This window comes from Pseudomonas sp. MF4836, from assembly GCF_002018875.1.
GTDB lineage: Bacteria > Pseudomonadota > Gammaproteobacteria > Pseudomonadales > Pseudomonadaceae > Aquipseudomonas.
The window spans coordinates 372339-395239 of the sequence record NZ_MVOL01000003.1 but is presented as its reverse complement, the minus strand read 5'-3'; the positions used below and the strand labels follow the sequence as shown (position 1 = coordinate 395239).

The 22901-nt window shown below is 61.4% G+C and carries 20 protein-coding genes and 1 pseudogene; 6 read left to right on the top strand and 15 right to left on the bottom strand.

Annotated elements, in window-relative coordinates:
- Nucleotides 1–46: 46 nt before the first annotated feature.
- The 4 genes and pseudogenes from MF4836_RS08580 to MF4836_RS08565 all read right to left on the bottom strand — a co-directional run bounded on the left by MF4836_RS08580 (nucleotide 47) and on the right by MF4836_RS08565 (nucleotide 4099).
- Complete coding sequence (locus tag MF4836_RS08580) at nucleotides 47–2122, bottom strand: flotillin family protein (RefSeq protein ID WP_078469971.1); 2076 nt, start codon at nucleotides 2120–2122, stop codon at nucleotides 47–49.
- A gap of 35 nt (nucleotides 2123–2157) precedes the next feature.
- Complete coding sequence (locus MF4836_RS08575; protein ID WP_078469970.1) at nucleotides 2158–2799, bottom strand: hypothetical protein; 642 nt, start codon at nucleotides 2797–2799, stop codon at nucleotides 2158–2160.
- Nucleotides 2800–2862: 63 nt separating this feature from the next.
- Complete coding sequence (locus MF4836_RS08570; protein WP_078469969.1) at nucleotides 2863–3558, bottom strand: PspA/IM30 family protein; 696 nt, start codon at nucleotides 3556–3558, stop codon at nucleotides 2863–2865.
- Between the two features lie 14 nt (nucleotides 3559–3572).
- Nucleotides 3573–4099, bottom strand: a pseudogene (locus MF4836_RS08565) (YjfI family protein).
- A 330-nt stretch (nucleotides 4100–4429) separates the two neighbouring features.
- Here MF4836_RS08565 and MF4836_RS08560 point away from each other — a divergent pair.
- The gene (locus tag MF4836_RS08560) at nucleotides 4430–5629 is read left to right on the top strand and encodes a CaiB/BaiF CoA transferase family protein (RefSeq protein ID WP_020298987.1); all 1200 of its coding nucleotides are present in this window, start codon (nucleotides 4430–4432) and stop codon (nucleotides 5627–5629) included.
- A gap of 54 nt (nucleotides 5630–5683) precedes the next feature.
- Nucleotides 5684–6577 carry a TIGR02285 family protein gene (locus MF4836_RS08555; RefSeq protein WP_078469968.1) on the top strand — a complete coding sequence of 298 codons (894 nt, stop codon included), beginning with the start codon at nucleotides 5684–5686 and terminating at the stop codon, nucleotides 6575–6577.
- 165 nt (nucleotides 6578–6742) lie between these two features.
- Here MF4836_RS08555 and MF4836_RS08550 read toward each other — a convergent pair whose 3' ends face one another.
- The 5 genes from MF4836_RS08550 to xerD all read right to left on the bottom strand — a co-directional run bounded on the left by MF4836_RS08550 (nucleotide 6743) and on the right by xerD (nucleotide 12013).
- The gene (locus tag MF4836_RS08550; RefSeq protein WP_020298985.1) at nucleotides 6743–7030 is read right to left on the bottom strand and encodes a DUF3509 domain-containing protein; all 288 of its coding nucleotides are present in this window, start codon (nucleotides 7028–7030) and stop codon (nucleotides 6743–6745) included.
- A 246-nt stretch (nucleotides 7031–7276) separates the two neighbouring features.
- The gene (thrC, locus tag MF4836_RS08545) at nucleotides 7277–8686 is read right to left on the bottom strand and encodes a threonine synthase (RefSeq protein ID WP_020298984.1); all 1410 of its coding nucleotides are present in this window, start codon (nucleotides 8684–8686) and stop codon (nucleotides 7277–7279) included.
- A gap of 105 nt (nucleotides 8687–8791) precedes the next feature.
- A complete protein-coding gene (locus tag MF4836_RS08540) occupies nucleotides 8792–10096 on the bottom strand; it encodes a homoserine dehydrogenase (RefSeq protein ID WP_020298983.1) in 1305 nt (434 codons plus the stop codon).
- 131 nt (nucleotides 10097–10227) lie between these two features.
- Nucleotides 10228–10959 carry a thioredoxin fold domain-containing protein gene (locus MF4836_RS08535; protein WP_078469967.1) on the bottom strand — a complete coding sequence of 244 codons (732 nt, stop codon included), beginning with the start codon at nucleotides 10957–10959 and terminating at the stop codon, nucleotides 10228–10230.
- Nucleotides 10960–11116: 157 nt separating this feature from the next.
- On the bottom strand, nucleotides 11117–12013 hold the full coding sequence (gene xerD, locus MF4836_RS08530) for a site-specific tyrosine recombinase XerD (RefSeq protein WP_078469966.1): 897 nt from the start codon (nucleotides 12011–12013) through the stop codon (nucleotides 11117–11119).
- 107 nt (nucleotides 12014–12120) lie between these two features.
- Here xerD and MF4836_RS08525 point away from each other — a divergent pair, with 107 nt between their 5' ends.
- Nucleotides 12121–13923, top strand: coding sequence for a cation:proton antiporter (locus MF4836_RS08525; protein ID WP_078469965.1), 1803 nt, complete (start codon nucleotides 12121–12123; stop codon nucleotides 13921–13923).
- Between the two features lie 8 nt (nucleotides 13924–13931).
- On the opposite strand, the gene MF4836_RS08520 is transcribed toward MF4836_RS08525, so the two are convergent.
- Nucleotides 13932–14345 carry an acyl-CoA thioesterase gene (locus tag MF4836_RS08520; RefSeq protein WP_020298979.1) on the bottom strand — a complete coding sequence of 138 codons (414 nt, stop codon included), beginning with the start codon at nucleotides 14343–14345 and terminating at the stop codon, nucleotides 13932–13934.
- 326 nt (nucleotides 14346–14671) lie between these two features.
- On the opposite strand from MF4836_RS08520, the gene MF4836_RS08515 reads away from it, so the two are divergent.
- The gene (locus MF4836_RS08515) at nucleotides 14672–16798 is read left to right on the top strand and encodes a DUF4132 domain-containing protein (RefSeq protein WP_078469964.1); all 2127 of its coding nucleotides are present in this window, start codon (nucleotides 14672–14674) and stop codon (nucleotides 16796–16798) included.
- A 57-nt stretch (nucleotides 16799–16855) separates the two neighbouring features.
- Here the strand turns inward: MF4836_RS08515 and rplS are convergent, their stop codons facing one another.
- The 5 genes from rplS to ffh all read right to left on the bottom strand — a co-directional run bounded on the left by rplS (nucleotide 16856) and on the right by ffh (nucleotide 20425).
- The gene (gene rplS / locus MF4836_RS08510) at nucleotides 16856–17206 is read right to left on the bottom strand and encodes a 50S ribosomal protein L19 (RefSeq protein ID WP_003175895.1); all 351 of its coding nucleotides are present in this window, start codon (nucleotides 17204–17206) and stop codon (nucleotides 16856–16858) included.
- A 45-nt stretch (nucleotides 17207–17251) separates the two neighbouring features.
- A complete protein-coding gene (gene trmD, locus MF4836_RS08505) occupies nucleotides 17252–18025 on the bottom strand; it encodes a tRNA (guanosine(37)-N1)-methyltransferase TrmD (protein ID WP_177326797.1) in 774 nt (257 codons plus the stop codon).
- Nucleotides 18007–18543, bottom strand: coding sequence for a ribosome maturation factor RimM (rimM, locus tag MF4836_RS08500; protein ID WP_078469963.1), 537 nt, complete (start codon nucleotides 18541–18543; stop codon nucleotides 18007–18009). The genes trmD and rimM overlap by 19 nt, the downstream gene beginning before the upstream one ends.
- Before the next feature lie 5 nt (nucleotides 18544–18548).
- The gene (gene rpsP, locus MF4836_RS08495; RefSeq protein ID WP_003209587.1) at nucleotides 18549–18800 is read right to left on the bottom strand and encodes a 30S ribosomal protein S16; all 252 of its coding nucleotides are present in this window, start codon (nucleotides 18798–18800) and stop codon (nucleotides 18549–18551) included.
- A gap of 248 nt (nucleotides 18801–19048) precedes the next feature.
- Nucleotides 19049–20425: a signal recognition particle protein gene (gene ffh / locus MF4836_RS08490; protein ID WP_003209589.1), complete on the bottom strand. Its 1377-nt coding sequence runs from the start codon at nucleotides 20423–20425 to the stop codon at nucleotides 19049–19051.
- A gap of 210 nt (nucleotides 20426–20635) precedes the next feature.
- Here ffh and MF4836_RS08485 point away from each other — a divergent pair, with 210 nt between their 5' ends.
- On the top strand, nucleotides 20636–21448 hold the full coding sequence (locus MF4836_RS08485; protein WP_020298975.1) for a cytochrome C assembly family protein: 813 nt from the start codon (nucleotides 20636–20638) through the stop codon (nucleotides 21446–21448).
- 12 nt (nucleotides 21449–21460) lie between these two features.
- Nucleotides 21461–22702 carry a transporter associated domain-containing protein gene (locus MF4836_RS08480; protein ID WP_078469962.1) on the top strand — a complete coding sequence of 414 codons (1242 nt, stop codon included), beginning with the start codon at nucleotides 21461–21463 and terminating at the stop codon, nucleotides 22700–22702.
- The last annotated feature ends 199 nt before the right edge of the window (nucleotides 22703–22901 follow it).

Here is a 22901-nt window from a genome sequence, read left to right as displayed (position 1 = left end):
TCAGGGCCAGCGCAGCCTCGCGGGCTCGGCAGCGACTACAGGTGCATCAGGCTTCGGCTGCCGGAGTTTCGAGCTTGCGCTCGGCAGCAGCGGCGGCCAGCTCGGCGGCTACGGCGGGAATGCCTTTGCCATTGAGCAAGCGGGACAGGACGTCCTGGACCACCGGGCTCTTGCCGACCACGCCTTCGATGGCCTTGCCCACCGACAGCGACTTGGCGAAGGAGTTGAAGAAGTCGCCTTCGCCGCCGACGATTTCGATCTTCGCCTTGCTGAGGGCAGCGGACAGCACTTGTGCCTGGTCCTTGGCGATGTCCTTGTTGGCGGCGATGGCAGCCATCGCTTCCTCGAAGTTCTTCTCCAATTGCATGCGGAACTCTTCGTGCTGACGGGCGCTGTCGCTGAGGGAATCCAGGGCACCGAACTTCTTGCCCAGGCCTTCGGCTTCGGCGTTCAGGCGCTCCAGCAATACTTCGGCCTCGGCCGAACCCATGTCCTTGGTGGCCTGGGCCTTGGCCGCGCCCAACTGGGCTTCGCCACGGGCCTGGGCACCGAGCTTCTCTTCCATGACCTTGGCTTCGGCCAGGCCATCTTTCTCTTTGGCTTGCGCCTGAGCTTCCATGACGCGGGCGTCGGCCAGGCCTTTTTCCTGCTCGCCACGGGCTTCAGCGATCATCTGCTCGGCGCGAACCCGTGCCTGGGCCATGCCTTCCTTCTCTTGCGCGGCGACGGTGACTTCCAGAACCCGCGCATCGGCCAGACCAGGTGCAGCGCGTTCGGCTTCCAGGCCTTCGGCCAGGCGTTTCTTGGCTTCGGACTGCTTGGATGCGGCTTCCAGATCGGCCTGGGCCAGGTTGTTGATTTCCACTGCACGGTGCTTGGAGCGGGTTTCGTCGGCTTCGGCCTGTTTCACCTGGCGGACCATTTCCTGCTCGGCTTCGGCTTGCGCCTGGAGTACGACGACCTGCTTGGCGCGCTCGGCCTGGGAGATCTCGCGCACTTCCTTGATCCGCTCTTCTTCCTGGGCCACGGTCTTCTCGACCGCCACGCGCTCACGAATCACCACGGCGATGTTCTTGCGCTGCTCTTCCAGGGCTTTTTCGCTGTCGATGCGTTGCAGCTCGACTTCACGCTCGCGCGAGACGATTTCCAGGTCTTTGGCGCGGGTGACTTTCTCCACCTCGATCACCACCGCACGCTGGCGGTTCTGCTGCGCCACTTCGACTTCGCGCTGATGGTTCTCGGTGCGTACGTCGATTTCCTGCTGGGTCTGGATGCGAGCCTGCTCGGACTTCAGGCGCTCCTCTTGCTGGACCTTGGAGGTCTCGGCTTCTTCGCGGGCGCGGATGGTTTCGATCTCGCGCTTCTGCCGCGCTTCGGCATCGGCCTGCTGGCGTTCGAGGGACAGCGACGCTTCGCGGGTCTCGACGTTTTTCTTCTGGATCGCCAGTTCCTGGTTGCGCTCCAGTTCGTTGGTGATCACGTTCTGCATGGCTGTCAGTTCGGTGATCTTGCGAATACCCTCGGCGTCGAGAATGTTGCTCGGGTCCAGGGAATGCTTGGCGGTCTGTTCCAGGTAGTCGATGGCCACGTCTTCCAGCACATAGCCGTTGAGGTCGTTGCCGATCACTTCGATGATGCGATCGCGGAAATCCTGGCGGTTCTCGAACAGCTGCACGAAGTCGAACTGCTTGCCGACGGTTTTCAGGGCTTCGGAGAACTTGGCGTTGAACAGCTCGTTGACTGCCGAGCGATCGGAGGCACGATCGACACCGATGGCCTTGGCCACCTTGAGCACGTCTTCCTGGGTTTCATTGACCCGCAGGTAGAAAGCCACGGTGATGTCGGCGCGCATGTTGTCACGGCAAATCAGCCCGTCCTTGGCGCGACGGTCGACTTCCAGGGTCAGCAGGGAGATCTTCATGAACTCCTTGAGGTGGATGACCGGGTACACCAGGGCGCCGGTGAAATGCACCTTGGGTGTCGAGGACATGTCGTTGACGATCAGCGCGGTGCCCTGCGGGACCTTGATGTAGAACGCCTTGAACAGCGCCAGCAGGCCGAAGACCACCAGAACGACAAGGCCGACCCCGAACAGGATGGGCAGCAGTGACGGTAAGTTCATTGAAATCAATCTCCTTTGATCTGAGGGAGTCGGGGTCAGATGCCCCGGAACTCGGCCTCGGTAATGACCCGATAGGCGTGTTGCGCCTCCAGATACTCCAGTAACACGACGCGATCGCCGCGTTTGAAAGCCAGTGCCTCATCGGCACGCACGCGCAGGATCAGGCCCGCGCCACCGTCTTGCAGAATGGCTTCGCCGTGCTCCAGGGTGACCCGGCCACTGCGTATCACCGCCGTTTGCCCGATCACTGATCGGCTGTTGGGCGCTTCCATCTTGTGAAACAAGGGCCGCAACGGGCTGCATACCAGCGCACTGATGGGCGCGGCGATAAACAGCGCGATCACGGCCAGCACCAGGCCCAGGGGATAGCGCAACAGCCCCAGGTCCAGGTGGCTGAGAACGAACAGCTCGGCGAAATAGGTAATGAACCAGCTGAAAAAAAACAGCAGGGTCAGGACCAGGGTCAGCGGAATGCCGTTGAGTTTGAACTTGATCAGCAGGCCGGCCAGGCCCTCGGCGTTGCCAGTGCCTTCGAGCAGCGAGTCGGCCTCGACGTCCAGCAGGTCGATGTCGATCATGCCCAGGGCGACGATCGCCCAGTAGATGACCGCCAGGCACAGCATGAAGCTGAACAGCACGGTGGGAAATGACAATACGGTCTGCAGGAAGATTTCCATCGCGTTCCTATCCCTGAAAAAAGCGGGCAAGGCCAGTTGGCCCCGCCCATCGACAACGGTGAATCAGGTCTTGCCCTGGTCCTTCAGACGCGCCAGCACGCTATTGGCGCTATGGCGGTCTTCAATGATCCCGGCGGCCCGCAGCTTGGCATGCAGCGCGTCCTCGGGGCTGGCGGCGCTGGCCAACTCCTCGGCCGCCTCCATCTGCGCCGCGCGTTCAGCCTGCTGGCGCTTGATGCGCTCCAGGGACTCGACCGCGGTTTGCAGTTTGTTCTGGGTGCCGCCATAACGCTGGGCCACGGCCAACTGGGCCTTTTGCACGCTTTCGGTGGCCTTGACCGTATCCACCTGTTGTTTCAAATGCTTGATATTGCCCTCGGTCTGATTCACCGCCTTGCGCAACTGACTGACGCTGGCGGCAAAGCCCTCGGCCTGTTCCCGCTCGGCACGCAACTCGGCTTCGAGCTGGGCGATCTTCTCTGCCACTTCCAGGGCCAGGGCTTCGTTGCCGACTTCCAGGGCCTTGAGGGCATGGGTTTCGTATTCACTGACACGGGCCGCGGTTTTCTGCACCTGCTCGGACGCCAGCTTCTGGCGCGCCATGATCTGCGCCAGAGACTCTCTTGATGAGCGCAACGCCTGCTCGGCATCGCGGATTTCCTGATCGAGAATACGCAGCGCCTGGCTGTCCACCAGGGCCTCGCCGGCTTCCGTCGCGCCGCCACGCAGAGCGGTGAGCAATTTGCTCCAAACGTTCATGTGCATTCCTCCAATCAGGCCTGAGCCTTGAGATAGCCTTCGTAAGCCTCGGTCGCGCGAATCACGTTGCTGGCCAGGGTCTCGATCTCGTACAGCACGTTGGACAGCAGCGAGGTCGCGCTCAAGGCGCCGAACATGCTGTAGCAGCGTTCGCCATCGGCCTGGGTGTCCAGACCGATGCTCGACAGCGGAAACAGTTGGCGACTGAGCAGCACTTCCTCGTTGAAAGCCGCCACATCACTCACCGCGCTCTGCGGCCAGAGCAGCGCCTCGACCAGGATCTGCCCTCCGTGCAAGGCCACGAACAGCGGCAAGTCGCCGTATTCATGCATCGTCACGTGGAGGCTGGCGTCGGCGCCGTCGAGCAACTCGACACTGGCATCGCCAGCGCTGAACAACTCGGTGCCGGCCAGGGCCTGACACAGTGCTTGGGCATTCCAGGTTTGCGGCATGCTCATGTCTCCTTCCTTTTCCACCGGGCCCCGGTCATGCAGGCGTTGGCGAAATATTCGTGGGTATTAGCTGAGGACTCGGTTTGCATGGAAGAGAGATTAATTCATCACGCGTGAGAATTTCAATAGCATCACGCGTGATACTAAAAAGACATTTTTTCGGCACGCAAAACAAAACCTCAGGGCACGCCTGAAGCCGGAAAAAGGGAGGGAGGTAAACAAGACACGAGGACCTTTCCCTGGTTTTCCGAAGCGCGCAATCCTTGGCAGACGGCAATTAAACCCGCTGGAGCCCTGAATGAGAAGCACCAATTGCCCGGCCACGCCACGCCGCCCAGGAAAAAGGCCAGCGCCCGGCAGTGCCCTAAACGCCATCAATGGTCTAGGCTAGACGGATTTTCCTGCCTCGCGGACGCCCCATGGATACCCTCAGCAAGCCTCTCGCCGGATTGAAAGTGATCGAACTCGGCACCCTGATTGCCGGCCCCTTTGCCTCGCGCATCTGCGCCGAGTTCGGGGCCGAGGTGATCAAAGTCGAGTCGCCGGATGGCGGCGATCCACTGCGCAAGTGGCGCAAGCTGTATGAGGGCACTTCGCTATGGTGGTTTGTCCAGGCACGCAATAAAAAGTCCCTGACCCTCAACCTCAAGCACCCCGACGGCCTGGCCATCCTCAAGCAGTTATTGAGCGATGCCGACATCCTGATCGAGAACTTCCGCCCCGGCGTCCTGGAAAAACTCGGGCTGGGCTGGGACGTCCTCCACGCCCTCAACCCGAAGCTGGTGATGGTGCGCCTCTCCGGCTTCGGCCAGACCGGCCCTATGAAGGACCAGCCGGGTTTTGGCGCGGTCGGTGAATCCATGGGCGGCCTGCGCTACATCACCGGCTTCGAGGATCGCCCGCCGGTACGCACCGGGATTTCCATCGGCGATTCGATTGCCGCCCTGTGGGGCGTGATCGGCGCATTGATGGCGCTCCGCCATCGAGAGGTCAACGGCGGCCAGGGCCAGGTGGTCGACGTAGCGTTGTATGAAGCCATTTTCGCGATGATGGAAAGCATGGTTCCGGAGTTCGATGTATTCGGCTTTATCCGCGAGCGCACCGGCAATATCATGCCCGGCATCACCCCCTCGTCCATTCACACCAGTGCCGACGGCAAACACGTGCAGATCGGGGCCAACGGCGATGCGATTTTCAAGCGCTTCATGCTGCTGATCGGTCGCGAAGACCTGGCCAACGACCCGGTCCTGGCCAGCAATGACGGGCGTGACAGCCGGCGTGACGAACTGTACGGAGTGATCGATCGCTGGGTCAGTTCGCTGCCGCTGGACCAGGTGGTCGAACAGCTGAACCGCGCCGAAGTGCCCGCCAGCCGGATCTTCAGCGCCGAGGACATGTTCAGCGACCCGCAGTTTCTGGCCCGGGAAATGTTCCTCCAGGCCAAGCTGCCGGACGGGAAAGATTTCAAGATGCCCGGCATCGTGCCGAAACTCTCTGAGACGCCGGGTACTTGCGAATGGGTCGGCGCGCAATTGGGCGAGCACACCACGCAGGTGCTGGACGCATTGGGTTATGACCGCGAGCAGATCAGCCGTCTGCGCGCAGCCGGGGCGATCTAGCCCCTGACGAGGATGCAGCAGGATGAATGTTTGCCACAGAGAATCGACCCCCTGATGGACCCACGCAGCAGCCGGCGAACCACTTCCGTGAAGCGCATCCTGCCGCTGCTGCTGGTATTGAGCGGGTTTCCACAGATCGGCCAAGCCAAGGAAACCCTACTCTGGCTGTTACGCGACCTGCCGCCGACCACGATTTTCGATGGCCCGCAAAAAGACCAGGGCGTGGTCGATCAAATACTGCCCGCCCTGTTCGCCAGCATGCCGGAATACGAACACACCATCGTCCACGTCAACCGCGCCCGCGGCATACAGATGCTCCGCGACTCGCCCTTCGCCTGCGACCCATCATTGATGCTGACCCCGCAGCGCGCGCAGTGGGTGGCGTTTTCCAAAATCAGTTTTCGCGCCTTCAGTAATGGCGTGGCAGCCCTGCGCCAGGATCATGCCAGCCTGCGGCCATTTATCCAGGACGGTCGGCTGGACCTGGCAGCGTTGCTGGCCAGCGGACCGCGTAGCGTCGGCATCGTCGCCGAGCGCAGTTATGGCGATCAGATCGACAGCCTGCTGGGCAAAGCCCCCAGCGATGCCCTGACCGCCCACTATGGCAACAGCGCCATTGGCAACCTGCTGCAGATGCAGCGCCTGGGCAGGCTCAAGACCCTGATCGGCTACCAGCCGGAAATCCGCTTCCAGGCGCAACAGCAAGGCATCGACCCGAGCAGTCTGGAGTTCTATCCGATTATTGGCGTACAAAAATACCAGGCGGTGCATGTCGGCTGCTCGAACACAGCCCAGGGGCGACACGCCATCGAGCGCATCAACCAGACCCTGCTGCAACTGCGCCAGAACCGCCTGATCGAGCTGTATGCCGCCTGGCTGGAGCCGCCGATACGCGAGGAATACCGCAAGGATGCCCTGGCGCTTTTTCGGGAAAAACCCGAGCAGTAATAAACGCCGGACAAAAGAAACCCCGAGAAGTGGGGAGACGACTCGGGGTTAAACGTGGCCTACAAAGACCAGTACAACAAGCTACAAGCACCGGAGCACAATGCTTGATCCTGCTGATACAAGGTCTGACGACCCTGGGGCAGGAAGGTTCCGCAAAAAGTTAAATCAGGGCCTTCTGTCGAAGGCCTTTTCTTGCGCCGCATTGCGCAAGGCTGCAATCACGCAGGGTTCCAGACGCCCTTCGGCAATCAACAAATCTCGGTGCAGGCCATCAACGACATCGGTCAACAGGCGCTTGTCAGTCAACTGCGCCTGATTGATCTCACGTTCGAGCACGATGGCGCCCTGCACATTTTTCAAGGTCACCAGGCATTCGCCATGGGCACCCGACGGGGTCAGAGTTACCTGATACGGGCTCAAAGCTTCACCCAGCAATAGGCTGATACTTTCCATCTCGATCACCACTCAATAGTCCGAAAACACAGTGCTTTAGGGCGTGTCCACAATAAGTGACCACCGGCCCGAGAAGAAAGTTCGTCAGCAGGCCCCAGGTCATGCCGACCCGAGTCTTGCGAGCATGCACGGCAAAGATGACAAGGATAAAACACAGACCGGTTCCCATCGGCACAATCCGCCTGGGCGACAACCACAAAAAAGCCCGTCATCAGACGGGCTTCAAGAGCTGCGCAGCCTGCTCGATCAGAGCGGCTTGCCGCGGTTACCGTGCTGGCTGACAAACCCCTGGACCGCTTTCAGGTCGTTGGCCAGGACCGTGCAGCGCTCCTCGCGCTCGAACAGATCGGACAGGTGCGCCGGCAGCTCAAGGGCCTTGCCAACACCGGCCTTCTCCACCGCTTCCGGGAACTTGACCGGGTGTGCGGTACCGAGGATCACCATCGGCGTATCCAGGCTGCGACGACACTCGCGGGCCGCTTTCACGCCGATGGCGGTGTGCGGGTCCAGCAGCTCGCCGCACTGGGCGAAGACTTCAGCGATGGTCTCGCAGGTCTGTGCGTCATCCACGGCCAGAGAATCGAACAGCTTGCGGGCTTCGGTCCAGCGCTCTTCTTCAACGCTGAAACCACCACCCTGCTTGAAGCTGTCCATCAGGCCGGCGATGGCCGCGCCGTTGCGACCGTGCAGGTCGAACAGCAGACGCTCGAAGTTCGACGAGACCATGATGTCCATGGACGGCGACAGGGTCGCGTGCAGGGTTTCCTTGACGTACTGATTGCCGCTCATGAAGCGGTGCAGAATGTCGTTGCGGTTGGTGGCGACGATCAACTGGTTGATCGGCAAGCCCATGTTGCGCGCCAGGTAACCGGCAAAGATGTCGCCGAAGTTGCCGGTCGGCACCGAGAACGCCACCGAACGTGCCGGGCCGCCCAACTGCAGAGCTGCGTGGAAGTAATAGACGATCTGAGCCATGATCCGCGCCCAGTTGATCGAGTTCACCGCCACCAGCCGCGTGCCCTTGAGGAAGCCCTGGTCAGCGAAGCTGTTCTTGACCATTTCCTGGCAGTCGTCGAAGTTGCCTTCGATGGCGATGTTGTGGATGTTCTCGCCAAAGATGGTCGTCATCTGCCGACGCTGCACTTCCGACACACGCTTGTGCGGGTGCAGGATAAAGATGTCGACGTTTTCGCAATGCTTGCAGCCTTCAATCGCCGCCGAGCCGGTATCACCGGAGGTCGCGCCGATGATCACCACGCGCTCGCCACGCTTGGCCAGCACGTAATCGAGCAGGCGACCCAACAGTTGCAGGGCGAAGTCCTTGAACGCCAGGGTCGGGCCATGGAACAGCTCCAGGACCCATTCATTGCCATTCAGCTGACGCAATGGGGCGATGGCGCTGTGGGAAAACACACCGTAGGTCTCTTCCAGGATCTTCTTGAAATCCGCATCCGGAATGCTGCCTGCAACGAACGGGCGCATGACCCGGAACGCCAGCTCGTGATACGGCAGGCCGGCCCAGGAGGCGATTTCTTCCTGGGTGAAGCGTGGCAGGCACTCCGGCACATAGAGACCACCATCACTGGCCAAACCTGCCAGCAGCACATCTTCGAAATTCAGGGCCGGTGCCTGGCCACGAGTACTGATATAGCGCATAGGAGCAAACCTTCGGTTTGAGCTACAAGCTGCAAGCTGCAAGCGACAAGTGAAAAGCGGCTCTGCTCTCACTTGCAGCTTGAAGCCTGAGGCTTGCAGCTGCTGTTAATTCAGATGTTCGACACGGATGCGGACCACCGGACCCACGACACCCTGCAGGGCTTCCAGGGCGTTGATCGCATCGTTGATGCGCTGTTCCACCACGCGGTGGGTCAGCAGGATCATCGGCACCAGGCCGTCATGCTCTTCGACTTCTTTCTGCATGATCGATTCGATGTTGATGCCGCGCTCCGACAGAATGCTCGCCACCTGGGCCAGCACGCCAGGATGATCCTTGGCCTGGATCCGCAGGTAGTAGGCGCTTTCGCAGGCCTCGATCGGCAGGATCGGGTGGGCCGACAACGAGTCCGGCTGGAAGGCCAGGTGCGGCACGCGGTTTTCCGGGTCGCTGGTCATGGCACGAACCACGTCCACCAGGTCGGCGATCACCGACGAAGCGGTCGGCTCCATGCCGGCGCCAGCGCCGTAGAACAGGGTCGAACCGGCGGCGTCGCCATTGACCATCACGGCGTTCATCACGCCGTTGACATTGGCGATCAGGCGATCAGCCGGGATCAGTGTCGGGTGCACGCGCAACTCGATGCCGGCAGCGGTGCTGCGCGCCACGCCCAGGTGCTTGATGCGGTAGCCCAGGGCCTCGGCGTAGTTCACGTCGGCGGTGGTCAGCTTGGTGATGCCTTCGGTGTAGGCCTTGTCGAATTGCAGCGGGATACCAAAGGCGATGGACGCCAGGATGGTCAGCTTGTGCGCCGCATCGATGCCTTCGACGTCAAAGGTCGGATCGGCTTCGGCATAGCCCAGGGCCTGGGCTTCGGCCAGCACGTCTTCGAAGGTACGGCCCTTCTCGCGCATTTCGGTGAGGATGAAGTTACCGGTGCCGTTGATGATCCCGGCCACCCAGTTGATGCGGTTGGCTGACAGGCCTTCACGAATCGCCTTGATCACCGGGATACCGCCGGCCACTGCAGCTTCAAAGGCGACGATCACGCCCTTTTCACGGGCCTTGGCGAAGATTTCATTGCCGTGGACGGCAATCAGCGCCTTGTTCGCGGTAACCACGTGCTTGCCGTTTTCGATGGCCTTGAGCACCAGCTCGCGGGCCACGGTGTAGCCACCCATCAACTCGATGACGATATCGATTTCAGGGTTGGTGGCCACGGCGAAGACATCGTTGGTAATCGCAATACCGGTCGTCTGGAACTGAGGCTTTGGCGTACGCATGGCAATTTGTGCCACTTCGATTCCACGCCCGGCACGGCGGGCAATCTCCTCGGCGTTACGCTGAAGTACGTTGAGGGTGCCGCCACCGACGGTACCCAGCCCACAGATGCCTACTTTGACCGGATTCACTTTGAACTCCCCATAAAACGGCCGACTCAAGGTCGGCCGTGGAAATCAGCCGCAGACCGCGCGGCTCTCTATTAATGACGCAGCGACCGAAAGCGCCACGCCATGATCGTCAAAGGCTCGACGACGCAGGATTATTTCGCACCCAGCGCCAGTTTGGCGACTTGTGGCGCAGGCTGGTAGCCCGGAATCACCTGGCCATCAGCCAAAACGATGGCCGGCGTACCGTTCACACCAATCGACTGGCCCAGGGCAAACTGCTTGGAAACCGGGTTGGCGCACTTGGCCGCCTTGACTTCCTTGCCGTCAGTCATCTTGTCCATGGCGGCTTTTTTATCCGCCGAACACCAGACCGCCTGCAACTGCTCGTCGCCCGGCGAGCCAAGACCCTGACGCGGGAACGCAACATAACGCACTTCGATACCCAGCTTGTTCAGCTCGGGCACTTCGGCGTGCAGCTTGTGGCAGTAAGGGCAGGTGGTGTCGGTAAAGACGGTGATGTGGGTCTTGGTTTCGCCGATGGCCGGGTAAACCACGGTTTCCGCAACAGGAATGCCGTTGATCAATTTGGAAATGCCCAGGCGCTCGGTTTTTTCGGTCAGATTGACCGGCTTGCCGTCCTTGAGCTGAAACAGGTAACCCTGCATCACGAACTGGCCGTCGGCGCTGGCGTACAGCACGCGGCTGCCCTTGAGCTTGACTTCGTACAGACCGGGCAGCGGGCTGAGGGTGATGCTTTCCACCGGCACTTCAAGCTGCAGGCTTTCAAGGCTCTTGCGAATGGCTTTTTCAGCGCCGTCATCGGCAACGGCAAAGGTACTGACCAACGCAATGGCTGCGGCGGCGATAATCTGGGTCACGCGCATGGGAACTCCTGGAGGCGGACAAATGGGACGGGTAGAACGCCCGTACTGGAACACCGGGTCATAACCGCCCACTTTGCAAACCGGCAAAGCCTATCACATATGCCCGCAGGGGCCGACTACAGCTGACGCAAGAGCGTTGGCAGCGGTCGGTTATCGATCAGCCGCGCGGATGATGCCGGGCATGCAGATCCTGCAGGCGGGCGCGGGCCACATGGGTGTAGATCTGGGTGGTCGAGAGGTCGCTGTGCCCCAGCAACATCTGCACCACGCGCAGGTCGGCGCCATGGTTGAGCAGGTGGGTGGCAAAGGCATGGCGCAAGGTGTGGGGCGACAGCGACTTACCGATCCCGGCGACCTTGGCCTGGTGCTTGATGCGATGCCAGAAGGTCTGGCGGGTCATCTGCTCACCGCGCTGACTGGGGAACAGCACATCGCTGGGCCGTCCGCCGAGCAACTCGCCCCGGGCATCGCGCATATAGCGCTCGACCCAGACAATCGACTCCTCGCCCATGGGCACCAGGCGCTCCTTGCTGCCCTTGCCCATCACCCGCAACACGCCCTGGCGCAGGTTGACCTGTTCCAGGGTCAGGCTGATCAATTCAGTGACCCGCAAGCCGCAGGCATACAGCACTTCGAGCATGGCGCGGTCGCGCTGGCCGATGGCATCGCTCAAGTCCGGCGCGGCCAGCAGGGCTTCGACATCCGCTTCCGACAGCGACTTGGGCAGCGGCCGGCCGAGTTGCGGCATGTCGACTTGCAGGGTCGGGTCGACGGCGATCAGTTTTTCCCGCAGCAAGTAACGGTAGAAGCCCCGCACCCCGGATAGAAAACGCGCGGTGGAACGCGGCTTGTACGCCTGCTCGACGCGCCAGGCCAGGTGATCGAGGATCAGCTCGCGCCCGGCATTGGGCAGCTCCAGCCCTTGCTCCTGCAACCAGCCGTTGAACAGCGCCAGGTCACTGCGATAGGCATCGCGGGTGTTGTCCGACAGGCCTTTTTCCAGCCACAGCGCATCGAGAAAACGGTCGATCAGGGGATGGTCGATGGCGGCCATAAATACTCGAAAGGCGCAGGCCAAAGGCCGCGCTTAAATAAATAGTGAACTGTGCTGAGGGTCGCTAGTCTTTCATAGCCGGCTATTTCAAGGAACAGGGAGCTTCAATGAACGAACAACAGATACTGCTGGCCATCGGCGGCATCGGCGTCGCTGCCCTGGGCTGCCAATGGCTGGCCTGGCGCCTGAAGCTGCCGGCCATCCTGTTCCTGCTGCTGAGCGGGATCCTCGCCGGCCCGCTGCTCGGCTGGCTCGACCCGCAAGAGCTGTTCGGCCCGCTGCTGATGCCCATGGTGTCGCTGGCGGTGGCGCTGATCCTGTTTGAAGGCAGCCTGACCCTGCGCCTTTCCGAGTGGCACGAAATCGGCCGAGTCGTGCGGCGCCTGGTGACCATCGGCGCCCTTTCGACCTGGGCCGTGATCAGTCTGGCAACCCATTGGCTGCTGGGCTTCGACTGGATGCTGGCCCTGCTGTTCGGAACCCTGACCCTGGTCACCGGACCCACAGTGATCGTGCCGATGTTACGGGTGGTGCGCCCCCGGGCCTCGATCGCCAACATCCTGCGCTGGGAAGGAATTGTCATCGACCCCATCGGCGCCCTGCTGGCGGTGGTGGTCTACAGCTTCATCATTGCCAGCGCATCCGGCGACGGCCTGAGCCACAGCCTGATGACCTTTGGCGGCGTGATCCTGTGCGGCAGCCTGTTCGGTATCGGCGGCGGCTGGGCCCTGGGCAGTGTCATGCGTCATCAATGGCTGCCGGAATATCTGCACAACCTCGCCACCCTGGCCACGGTGCTGGGGATTTTCATTGCCGCCAACCAAGTGATGCACGAGTCGGGCCTGCTGGCGGTGACGGTGATGGGCATGTGGCTGGCCAATATGAAGGGCGTCGATGTGCGGCAGATCCTGCACTTCAAGGAAAACCTCAGCGTGCTGCTGATTTCCGGCCTGTTCATTCTGCTGGCGGCGCGCCTGGACCTGCAGGCACTGATCGCCCTCGGGCCACTGGTGCTGATTCTGCTGCTGGTGATCCAGTTCATCGCCCGCCCGCTGAACGTCATGCTGTCCACCGCCGGCTCAAGCCTCAACTGGCGCGAGCGCGCCCTGCTCTGCTGGATTGCCCCCAGGGGCATCGTCGCCGCAGCCGTATCGGCAATCTTCGCCATCCGCCTCGACCAGGCCGGCCACGAAGGCGCCTTGCTGCTGGTGCCGCTGACCTTTGCCGTGATCATTGGCACCGTGGTCCTGCAAAGCGCCACCGCACGCCCACTGGCGCGCCTGCTGAAAGTCGCGGAGCCGGCGCCCAGCGGCTTTCTGATCGTCGGCGCCAACACGCCCGCGCGAACCATCGGCAAAGCCCTGCAGCAACTGGGCAGCCGGGTACTGCTCACCGACTCCAACTGGGAGAACATCCGCGCCGCCCGCATGGACGGCCTGCCGACCTACTTCGGCAACCCGGCCTCACAACATGCCGACGCTCACCTGGACCTGGTCGGCCTCGGCCACCTGCTGGCGCTGTCTCCCGCCGGCGAGCTGAATGCCGTGGCCGCCATGCGCTTTCGCCACGACTTCGGCCACCAGCGCCTGTTCACCCTGACCAGCGGCCTGGAAAACCGTCGCACCGACAAACACCGCGCCAGCCTTGAGCACCGCGGGCACCTGCTGGGCAGTGAAACCCTGACCTACAACAGGCTGGCCAGCCTGCTGAACCAGGGCGCCGAGCTTTACAGCACCCACCTGACCACCGGGTTCACCTGGGACGACTACCAGACCCTGCACGGCGAACGCGCGACCCTGCTCTTCGCCCGCGATAGCAGCGGCTGGGTGCACGTGGTCACGCCAGAGAGCGCATTGCAACCGACTGCCGGCTGGACCTTGCTGGCGCTGATCGAGAAGGACAGCGCCTGAGTCGTTACTCAGGCGGCAAAACCCGGCAGCACCGGGACCGGGCGTTTGTCTTCGTCAATCGCAACAAAGCTGAACAGGCCGTGAATGGCCTTTTCACGCCCATCGCAACTCATGCTTTCGACAAACACCTCAACCTCGACCTTGAGGCTGGTATTCCCCACTTTCACCACCCGTCCCACCAGCTCGACGATCGAGCCGGCGGCAATCGGGTGGTTGAAGTCGATGCGATCGGTGGACACGGTCACCAGCGGCAGGCGGCAGAAACGGGTCGCGGCGATAAACGACACTTCGTCCATCCAGGCCAGGGCCGTGCCTCCGAACAGGGTGTTGTGGTGGTTGGTGGTGGAGGGGAAGACCGCCTTGGTCACACGGGTGACCGACAGCTCGGTACGGCGCTGGATTTCTTGCTCACGAAGGGTCATGGGTCTACTGCCTGAATGGGTCGATCCGCGCATGGGCACGCTGCGGGCATAAAGGGCCGATGAGCGCTGCACGGCAGCGACCAGGGGCTCGATGGGAACAACGGGGTGGCCGCCCGCCTGTGGATAACAACAGGCCGGGGCCGCCGGGAGGATGTGACGCACCCTCTGGCCCATGCAGGCTGCATGGCTCGGGCGATCACACTTTATTGGGGCGGCGAGTATATCGCCGCCCGCCTGGGGCCGATAGAACCCGCGATACGCCAGAGGCGACGCTCAGCCACAAAAAAATGCGATTATCCGCGCACCGAAAAAGGAGACCCTGCGCCATGGATGCCCTGCCCACGCCCTTGCTCGTCGAGCACCTGCTGCAACGCCTGAGCACCGACAGACCGGATCATCCAGCCTTTGTTGGCGCACCGATCGATATCAGCCCCCTGACACCCGCTCAACTGGGCAGCCTCTGGCCGGCTATCCGCCGGGCCCTGCGCGACTATGCAAACCCGGCTGCGCAACAGATGGCGACCTCGATCCTGCAACAGGTCACGCAGCTGGAACTGAGCCCGACTCTCGATCAAGGCACCCTGCTGGAGGCCCTGCGAACTTGCCTGAACTGGCAGGAGGCAGTGGAGCAACTGGCTTATGCCACCGACCAGCCGAGCGCCGCATTGGCCAGCGAGCTGCGCAGGATCCTCGATGAACCCTCTGCGCACTGGGCGGCGAATTACCATCAGGCCTACGTCCTGACGCAGTGGGTCGATGAAGAAGCCCAGGCCGCGCTGCGACGTTGCGTGCAAGAGCGTTACGCCAATGCGCCCTATGCCCGACAGGAATTCGAGCTGCTTGAGCACCTGGAGCCACAATCACGGCTGGCCCTTGCCGGCAGCGACTACTGGACCGGTCATCACCACCTGAGCGCCGACCCCGCCTGGGTGCTGATGGGGGACGCCGTGTACGTCGAGTTCTCGCAGCACATCCTCAACCTCGCCGCCCGGCGCCTGGAAGATATCCACAGCGGTCACACGCCCTATGTGGCCGATGGCGCCTTCACCATCGATGACACGCCGGTGATCGCCCGAGCTGCCCGGGTCGCGTTAATGCGCGATGCCCCGTGGCTGCCGCCGCTGATGGACAGCTTGCTGCCCAAGGCCTGCGTCGCCCCGACCCAGGCCAAGACCGCGCCGTCGCAATCCCTGGCCATCGCCCTGGGTCACTGCATCGAGCAGGTCCCCACTCCGGAAAGTGTGCAGGCTCTGCGCAGCGCCTTGAGCCTGGTGCGGCATGCCAGCGTCCAGAAAAAACTCACGCGCAACCTCAAGCCTGCCGAACGCGGCCTGGCACAACGCCCCGAAATCGCCCTGCGCCTGGCACCGACCACCGCGCCCGGCAAGGCCCAGCACGCACTCCTGGCCAGTTGCCTGGAGTCCGGGCTGTGGCAGCCCTTTGAGCTGTCTTTTAGCGACTGGCGAGCGCAACTGGCGGACTCCGCCGTGGGCGCGCCCTTTGCCCGCTCACTGATATGGGTTGCCCATCAGGACCAGGGGCCAGGTCGCAGCTTTGTGCTGAACGCCAACGCCCATGCGGTTGATGCCCATGGTCAGCCGCTGACACTGGAGGTCGGGGGCCGGATTTCGCTGTGGCATCCATTGTCCGCCGGCGCAGCGGAACGCCAGGCCTGGCAACGCCTGATCATCGAACGCCGGATCAAGCAGCCACTGCGCCAGGTGTTTCGCGAGTTCTACCTGCCGCCGGCAGAGGAACTGGAGAGCCACGCCAGCCAGGTATTCGCCGGACACAGCCTGTCCATCCGCCCGCTGATCGGCCTGGCGCGTCGCGAAGGCTGGAAGATCGACCGCGACGGCGGCCTGAACCGGAACCTGGGGGATATCCGGGTCACCTTCGAAGTGGGAGCCGAACTCTACCCGGGCCTGCAGGGCCACTGCCTGTCCGGCGCCGTACATTTCGCCCGGCGTAGCGAGAAACACTGGCGGCCCGTGCTGCTGAAAAATGTGCCGCCACAGGTATTTTCAGAAGCCTGCCGGGCCATCGATCTACTGGTCAGCATCAGCAGTTTCGCCATCGAGGAGCTGACGCAGAACACCGCTGGCGAGCCCATCAGCCCAATGCCCCCAGGCAAGAGGGAGCAACGCCTGGAGCTTCTGTCTGGACATAAGCTCAACCAGATGACGCTGATGCGCCGACAGGTACTGAGCACGGCCTTCGCCCCGCTGATCGAGGAAGGCAAGGTGGCGATGGATGGGCGTCATGTGCGGGTCGGGGATTACGCGGTGCACCTGGTCACCGGGCGCGTGTCGCGCGACGGAGCGCCGGCGGATGTGGCGTTGGCGGCGCAAAGTGGCAAGTTGGCTGCCCTGCCCTGGCTGCCGTATGACGAGGTGCTGCTGGAGAGGATCGCCAATACCGTCTGCGCCCTGCTGAATCCCTCAGGGCGCTAAATGCCAGGCAATAAAAAAGCAGCCCGTAGGCTGCTTTTTCTGCATCGGAAGCTGGACTTAAGCCAGTTTTTCCTTGATGCGAGCTGCTTTACCCGACAGGTCACGCAGGTAGTACAGCTTGGCTTTACGTACGTCACCGCGACGCTTAACAGCCATGCTGTCGATTTGCGGGCTGTAGGTCTGGAAAGTACGCTCTACGCCAACACCGTTGGAGATTTTACGAACAGTGAAAGCACTGTTCACACCACGGTTACGCTTGGCGATTACGACGCCTTCGAACGCTTGCAGACGCGAACGGTCGCCTTCCTTCACTTTCACCTGAACGACAATAGTGTCGCCCGGGGCAAAGGTAGGGATCTCTTTGGTCATCTGCTCTGCTTCGAGTGCAAGAATGATTTTGTTAGTCATGCTGTGCTCCTAAGGTAAATCGTCTGACTTACCATCGATACGTTGTTAACTATCGTCCCGCTCGCGGATGTATTCCTCGAGCAGCTTCTTCTCTTCTCCAGAAAGCGAGCGGCTTTCCAGAAGATCGGCGCGTCGTTCAAAGGTCCGACCAAGGGACTGCTGTAAACGCCAACGCCGGATGTGTGCGTGGTTGCCACTTAGCAACACGTCGGGAACACGCTGATCCGCATACACCTCCGGTCGGGTGTAATGCGGGCAATCAAGCAGACCGTCCGTAAAGGAATCTTCCTCAGCGGAGTCCGCATGCCCTAAAGCTCCAGGCAGCAGTCGTGTAACCGCATCTATCAGGACCATCGCCGGCAGCTCGCCACCGGAGAGTACATAGTCGCCAATCGACCACTCTTCATCGACATGAGCTTCAATAAAACGCTCGTCAATGCCTTCATAGCGGCCGGCAATCAGGATCAGTGCATCCTCATTCGCCAACTCGCGTACCGCCGACTGAGTCAGTTGACGGCCTTGGGGGGACAGGTAAATAACCTTCGCCGCCTCCCCGGCTGCTGCCTTGGCCTGAACCAGAGCATCTTCCAGGGGCTTGATCTTCATCACCATGCCCGGGCCACCGCCAAATGGGCGATCGTCCACAGTGTGATGTCGATCCGTCGTGTAGTCTCGCGGATTCCAACAGGTGAGCTGCAACAGCCCCTGTTTCACCGCACGACTGGTGATGCCGTACTCGCTGATGGCGGAAAACATCTCGGGAAACAAACTGATCACTTCAACGCGCAAATTAGCCACGCTTAGAAGTCCGCGTCCCATTCCACCTTCATCTCGCCCGCTGCCAGGTCGACGGCCAACACGCATTGCCCGGTATAGGGCAACAAGCGTTCACGGTCATCCAGGCTGCCAGCGCAAGGCTTGACCACCATTACATCATTGGCGCCGGTTTCCAGAAGATGATCGATTTTCCCGAGCAATTGCCCAAGTTGATCAATAACCTTCAGACCTTCCAGTTGGTACCAGTAGTACTCGCCGTCGGTCAATTCAGGGAACAGGTTGCGCGGCACGCAGATCACATAACCAGCCAGAAGACGAGCTTCTTCACGATCATCAAGACCCTTGAGCTTTGCGACCAGGAACTTATCGCTCCCGCGTCCACTGACCAGCTCGACCTGTTTCACACTACCCTCGCGCTTGAGCGTCCAGGTTTTGTACTGCAACAGGTTTTCGGTTGGATCAGTAAAGGAATAAACCTTCACTTCGCCGCGAACGCCATGAACAGAATAAATCTTGCCGATAACGATCAAATCATCAGCAATGGCAGGCGTCGCGTTCATATTGCTCAGGCCGCAGCCTTAGATGCATCCTTCAACAACTGAGCAACGCGCTCAGAAGGTTGTGCACCAACGCTCAGCCAGTAGGCTACGCGCTCTTGGTTCACGGACAGGCGGACTTCTTGACCACGAGCGATCGGGTTGAAGAAACCAACTTGTTCTTTGTGCGAACCGTCGCGTGGGTTACGGCTGTCGGTCACGGTCAAGTGGTAAAACGGGCGCTTTTTGGAGCCGCCAAGGGCAAGACGGATTGTTAGCATGTGAACATCGTTCCTGTAGTCGGTGCTGCAAATCTAAATGCACAGCGGGCATAGGTGCCCGAAAGGCCGCATATTCTAAGGAATATCCGGACTTTTGCAAATGTCTTTTTCCGGCGCCTATCGGCTCGCCATCCAGATTTGCTATGGAGCCATTGCGAACAACGGCTGGTCAGCGCCCCCAAGTGCGGGTTTGCTGGAGATTCCACGTCCCCGTGGAAAGCGCCGGCATGACTGCCGACGCGGATTCTTTACATCTTCGGCATGCCGCCGCCGGGCAACATTCCGCCCATGCCGCGCATCATTTTGGCCATTCCGCCCTTGGCGGAGAACTTCTTCATCATCTTCTGCATCTGCTTGTGCTGCTTGATCAAGCGACCGATGTCCTGCACCTGGGTGCCGGAGCCCATGGCGATCCGACGCTTGCGCGAACCGCTGATCAGCTCAGGGTCGCGGCGCTCGGCCGGGGTCATGGAATTGATGATGGCTTCCATCTGCTTGAATTGCTTCTCTGCCGCACCCTGGGCATTGCCCATTTGCGCCAGGTTGACGCCACCGATATTCGGCAGCTTGTCCATGAGGCCGCCGAGGCCGCCCATGTTCTTCATCTGTTGCAGCTGATCACGGAAGTCTTCGAGGTCGAAGCCCTTGCCCTTCTTCAGCTTCTTGGCCAGTTTGTCGGCCTTGTCCTTGTCGAGGGTCGCTTCAGCCTGCTCGATCAGGCTGAGCACGTCGCCCATGCCGAGGATCCGCGAAGCGATACGCTCGGGGTGGAACGGCTCGAGCGCTTCGCTCTTCTCGCCCATACCGATGAACTTGATCGGCTTGCCGGTAATGGCCCGCACCGAGAGCGCGGCACCACCCCGGGCATCGCCGTCGACCTTGGTCAGGATCACACCGGTCAGCGGCAGTGCATCGCCAAACGCCTTGGCCGTGTTGGCGGCGTCCTGGCCGGTCATGGCGTCGACCACGAACAGGGTTTCTACCGGGTTGATCGCGGCGTGCAGGGCCTTGATCTCACCCATCATCTCTTCATCGATGTGCAGGCGACCGGCGGTATCGACGATTACCACGTCGATGAATTTGAGTTTTGCTTCTTTAATAGCTGCTTGCGCGATATCGACCGGCTTCTGGCTCAGGTCGGACGGGAAGAAGGTGACACCGACTTCGCCTGCGAGCATTTCCAGCTGTTTGATGGCTGCCGGACGATAAACGTCGGCGGACACCACCATCACCGATTTCTTTTTGCGCTCTTTAAGGAAGCGCGCGAGTTTACCGGCGGTGGTGGTTTTACCCGCGCCCTGCAAACCGGCCATCAACACCACGGCAGGCGGTACGGCGCTGAGGTTAAGGTCCTCGTTGGCCGCGCCCATCAGGCTTTCGAGTTCGGCCTGGACGATCTTCACGAAGGCCTGGCCCGGTGTCAGGCTGCGCGACACTTCGGTGCCGACCGCACGCTCCTTCACCGAGTTGACGAAGTCCTTGACCACCGGCAGGGCGACGTCGGCTTCGAGCAACGCCATGCGCACTTCACGCAGGGTGTCTTTGATGTTGTCCTCGGTCAGCTTGGCCTTGCCGGTGACATGGCGCAGCGTCTGCGAGAGACGGTCGGTTAAGTTTTCAAACATTGCGCGATCCTTTCAGGCCCTGTGTAGACCGGGATAATGGCGGCCCAGACCGGAATCAACATGTGCTCGGCGAGCCTGCGGCGTGGGCAGGTCGCGGATTATAGCGAAGACTGCGCGCGGCGGACACCTCGCTGTCTGGTTGCGCGGTCTTTCGTGCCATAAGGGTTCTATGCCAAACTCAACGCCTTTCGGGCTTGTCTCACAGGATTTATGCTCCCCTTGTCACCCAGCTTGCTAACCACTCTCGCCGCCGCCTGTTTATATGCCGCTGCGACCTTCTATCAAGGCACTCGTCTGGCCAAGGGCGCCAAGGCGAACAAGCGCCTGCTGGTCACGCTGGGCATCCTCGCCCTGCTGGCCCACAGTGCCAGCCTTTTCACCCACCTGATGACGCCGGTCGGCCTCGGCCTGGACTTCTTCAGCGCCGCCAGCCTGATTGCCGCCGCAGTGATCGCGCTGACCCTGTTGGCCTGCTCGCGGATCCCGGTGGAAAACCTGCTGTTGCTGCTGTTCCCATTGGGTGCAGCCACGGTGCTGCTAGCGCAGTTCGCGCCCACCGGCACGGTGCAGATCATCGACGAAGCGCCGGGGATTCTCGCCCACATCCTGTTGTCGATCCTGGCCTACGGCATGTTCACCATCGCCGTGTTCCAGGCCTTGCTGCTGCTGGTGCAGGACCATCAACTCAAGAACAAGCACCCCTCCGGGCTGATCAAGAACTTCCCGCCGCTGCAAACCATGGAAAGCCTGCTGTTCGGATTCCTCTGGGCCGGCTGGACCCTGCTGTCGCTGTCGCTGATTTCCGGCTGGCTGTTCGTCGAAAACCTGTTCGCCCAACACCTGGTGCACAAGACCCTGCTGGCCTGCCTGGCGTGGATCGTGTTCAGCGTGCTGCTGTGGGGGCGCAACCGCCTCGGCTGGCGCGGCCACAAGGCCATTCGCTGGACCCTGGCCGGTTTCTGCCTGCTGATGCTGGCCTATTTCGGCAGCAAGCTGGTCCGCGAATACATCCTGCATATCTGACGAGCAGCCATCATGGACAACTTGCCCATAGGGCCGATGCTCGCTGTATTGGCCCTGCTGGTTTTATGGTCGGCACTGTTCACCGCCATCGAAATCGCCCAGCAGCACCTGCTGACCCTGCGCAACGCCTCTCGCTCCGGCGACAGGCCCCTGGCCCGCCTGAGCTTCCCTCGCGAAAGCCTGATCCTGTGCAACACCCTGTGCCGGGTGTTGACGGTGATCCTCAGCACCCTGCTCGCGCTGTTCTACTGGGAACAGAACGGCCCGTGGATGGCCTGCCTGATCGCCACCTGCCTGCTCCTGGTGCTCGCCGACTACCTGCCGCGAGCCCTCGCCGTGCGCTACCCGGAAGGGGTTCTGGCCCTGGGCAATACCCTGCTGGGCGTACCACTGAAGATCATCTATCCGGGGGCCTGGTTGCTGAATGCCATCAGTCTGTTGCTGCTGCGCCCCTTTACCCCGAAGGTCGGCGTGGTCAAGCACAGCGAGGATGAGCTGGCGCCCGAGTCGGAACATCCGTCGGGCCACGAGCCCGCCAACTGCCGCCCGCACCTGCTGTCGGGCATCCATGCCCTGGACAACATCACGGTCAACGACATCCTGGTGCCGCGCAGTGAAGTCGACGGGATCAACCTCGACGACCCCATCGAAGACATCATCGAGCAGCTGCGCGTCTCCAAGCGCACTCGGCTGCCGGTGTTCCACAGTGATATCAACCAGGTCGAGGCGGTGCTCAACACCCGGCAGATCCGCCACCTGCTGCCGGATGCCAGCCTGACCAAGGACGCTCTGCTCAGCGCCTGCCACGAACCCTATTTCGTTCCGGAAAGCACACCGCTGCAACTGCAACTGCTGAACTTTCACAAACAGCAGCGCCGCCTGGGCATGGTGGTCGACGAATACGGCGAAGTCCTGGGCATCGTCACCCTGGAAGACATTCTCGAAGAAATCGTCGGCGAGTTCGAAAGCGAACACAGCCTCGACAACCCGCACATCCACCCGCAAGCCGATGGTCGCTACGTGATCGAAGGGGCCGCGTCGATTCGCGAGTTGAACAAGAGCCTGGGCTGGCACCTGCCCAGCGATGGCCCGAAAACCCTCAACGGCCTGGTCACCGAAGCCCTGGAAACCATCCCCGACAGCGCCGTCTGCCTGAAGATCGGCCGCTATCGCCTGGAAATCCTCGAGACCGAAGACAACCGCATCAGCCGCGTGTTGATCTGGCACACCAGCTCGACACCCGTCACGAGATAAATCTCAAGCTAAGGCGAAATCAGCGCAAAACAGCCGCCTCATAGCGATAAAACCCGCAAGCTAGCGGCTGTTTTCTGAAAAAAAACGCTGTTTTCCCCCCTTGTTGAATCGATAGCCCCCTTCCTATAATCCCCTGGCTTACCCAAGCCCCGCCCGACCGCGTGCTACCCGCACTCAGCGCGTCCAGGCACCGCTTTAC

Coding starts and splice junctions, on each gene's coding strand:
- MF4836_RS08580 (WP_078469971.1), bottom strand. CDS start 2,122: ATGAACTTACCGTCACTGCTGCCCATCCTGTTCGGGGTCGGCCTTGTC.
- MF4836_RS08575 (WP_078469970.1), bottom strand. CDS start 2,799: ATGGAAATCTTCCTGCAGACCGTATTGTCATTTCCCACCGTGCTGTTC.
- MF4836_RS08570 (WP_078469969.1), bottom strand. CDS start 3,558: ATGAACGTTTGGAGCAAATTGCTCACCGCTCTGCGTGGCGGCGCGACG.
- MF4836_RS08560 (WP_020298987.1), top strand. CDS start 4,430: ATGGATACCCTCAGCAAGCCTCTCGCCGGATTGAAAGTGATCGAACTC.
- MF4836_RS08555 (WP_078469968.1), top strand. CDS start 5,684: ATGGACCCACGCAGCAGCCGGCGAACCACTTCCGTGAAGCGCATCCTG.
- MF4836_RS08550 (WP_020298985.1), bottom strand. CDS start 7,030: ATGGAAAGTATCAGCCTATTGCTGGGTGAAGCTTTGAGCCCGTATCAG.
- thrC (WP_020298984.1), bottom strand. CDS start 8,686: ATGCGCTATATCAGTACTCGTGGCCAGGCACCGGCCCTGAATTTCGAA.
- MF4836_RS08535 (WP_078469967.1), bottom strand. CDS start 10,959: ATGCGCGTGACCCAGATTATCGCCGCCGCAGCCATTGCGTTGGTCAGT.
- xerD (WP_078469966.1), bottom strand. CDS start 12,013: ATGGCCGCCATCGACCATCCCCTGATCGACCGTTTTCTCGATGCGCTG.
- MF4836_RS08525 (WP_078469965.1), top strand. CDS start 12,121: ATGAACGAACAACAGATACTGCTGGCCATCGGCGGCATCGGCGTCGCT.
- MF4836_RS08520 (WP_020298979.1), bottom strand. CDS start 14,345: ATGACCCTTCGTGAGCAAGAAATCCAGCGCCGTACCGAGCTGTCGGTC.
- MF4836_RS08515 (WP_078469964.1), top strand. CDS start 14,672: ATGGATGCCCTGCCCACGCCCTTGCTCGTCGAGCACCTGCTGCAACGC.
- rplS (WP_003175895.1), bottom strand. CDS start 17,206: ATGACTAACAAAATCATTCTTGCACTCGAAGCAGAGCAGATGACCAAA.
- trmD (WP_177326797.1), bottom strand. CDS start 18,025: ATGGGACGCGGACTTCTAAGCGTGGCTAATTTGCGCGTTGAAGTGATC.
- rimM (WP_078469963.1), bottom strand. CDS start 18,543: ATGAACGCGACGCCTGCCATTGCTGATGATTTGATCGTTATCGGCAAG.
- rpsP (WP_003209587.1), bottom strand. CDS start 18,800: ATGCTAACAATCCGTCTTGCCCTTGGCGGCTCCAAAAAGCGCCCGTTT.
- ffh (WP_003209589.1), bottom strand. CDS start 20,425: ATGTTTGAAAACTTAACCGACCGTCTCTCGCAGACGCTGCGCCATGTC.
- MF4836_RS08485 (WP_020298975.1), top strand. CDS start 20,636: ATGCTCCCCTTGTCACCCAGCTTGCTAACCACTCTCGCCGCCGCCTGT.
- MF4836_RS08480 (WP_078469962.1), top strand. CDS start 21,461: ATGGACAACTTGCCCATAGGGCCGATGCTCGCTGTATTGGCCCTGCTG.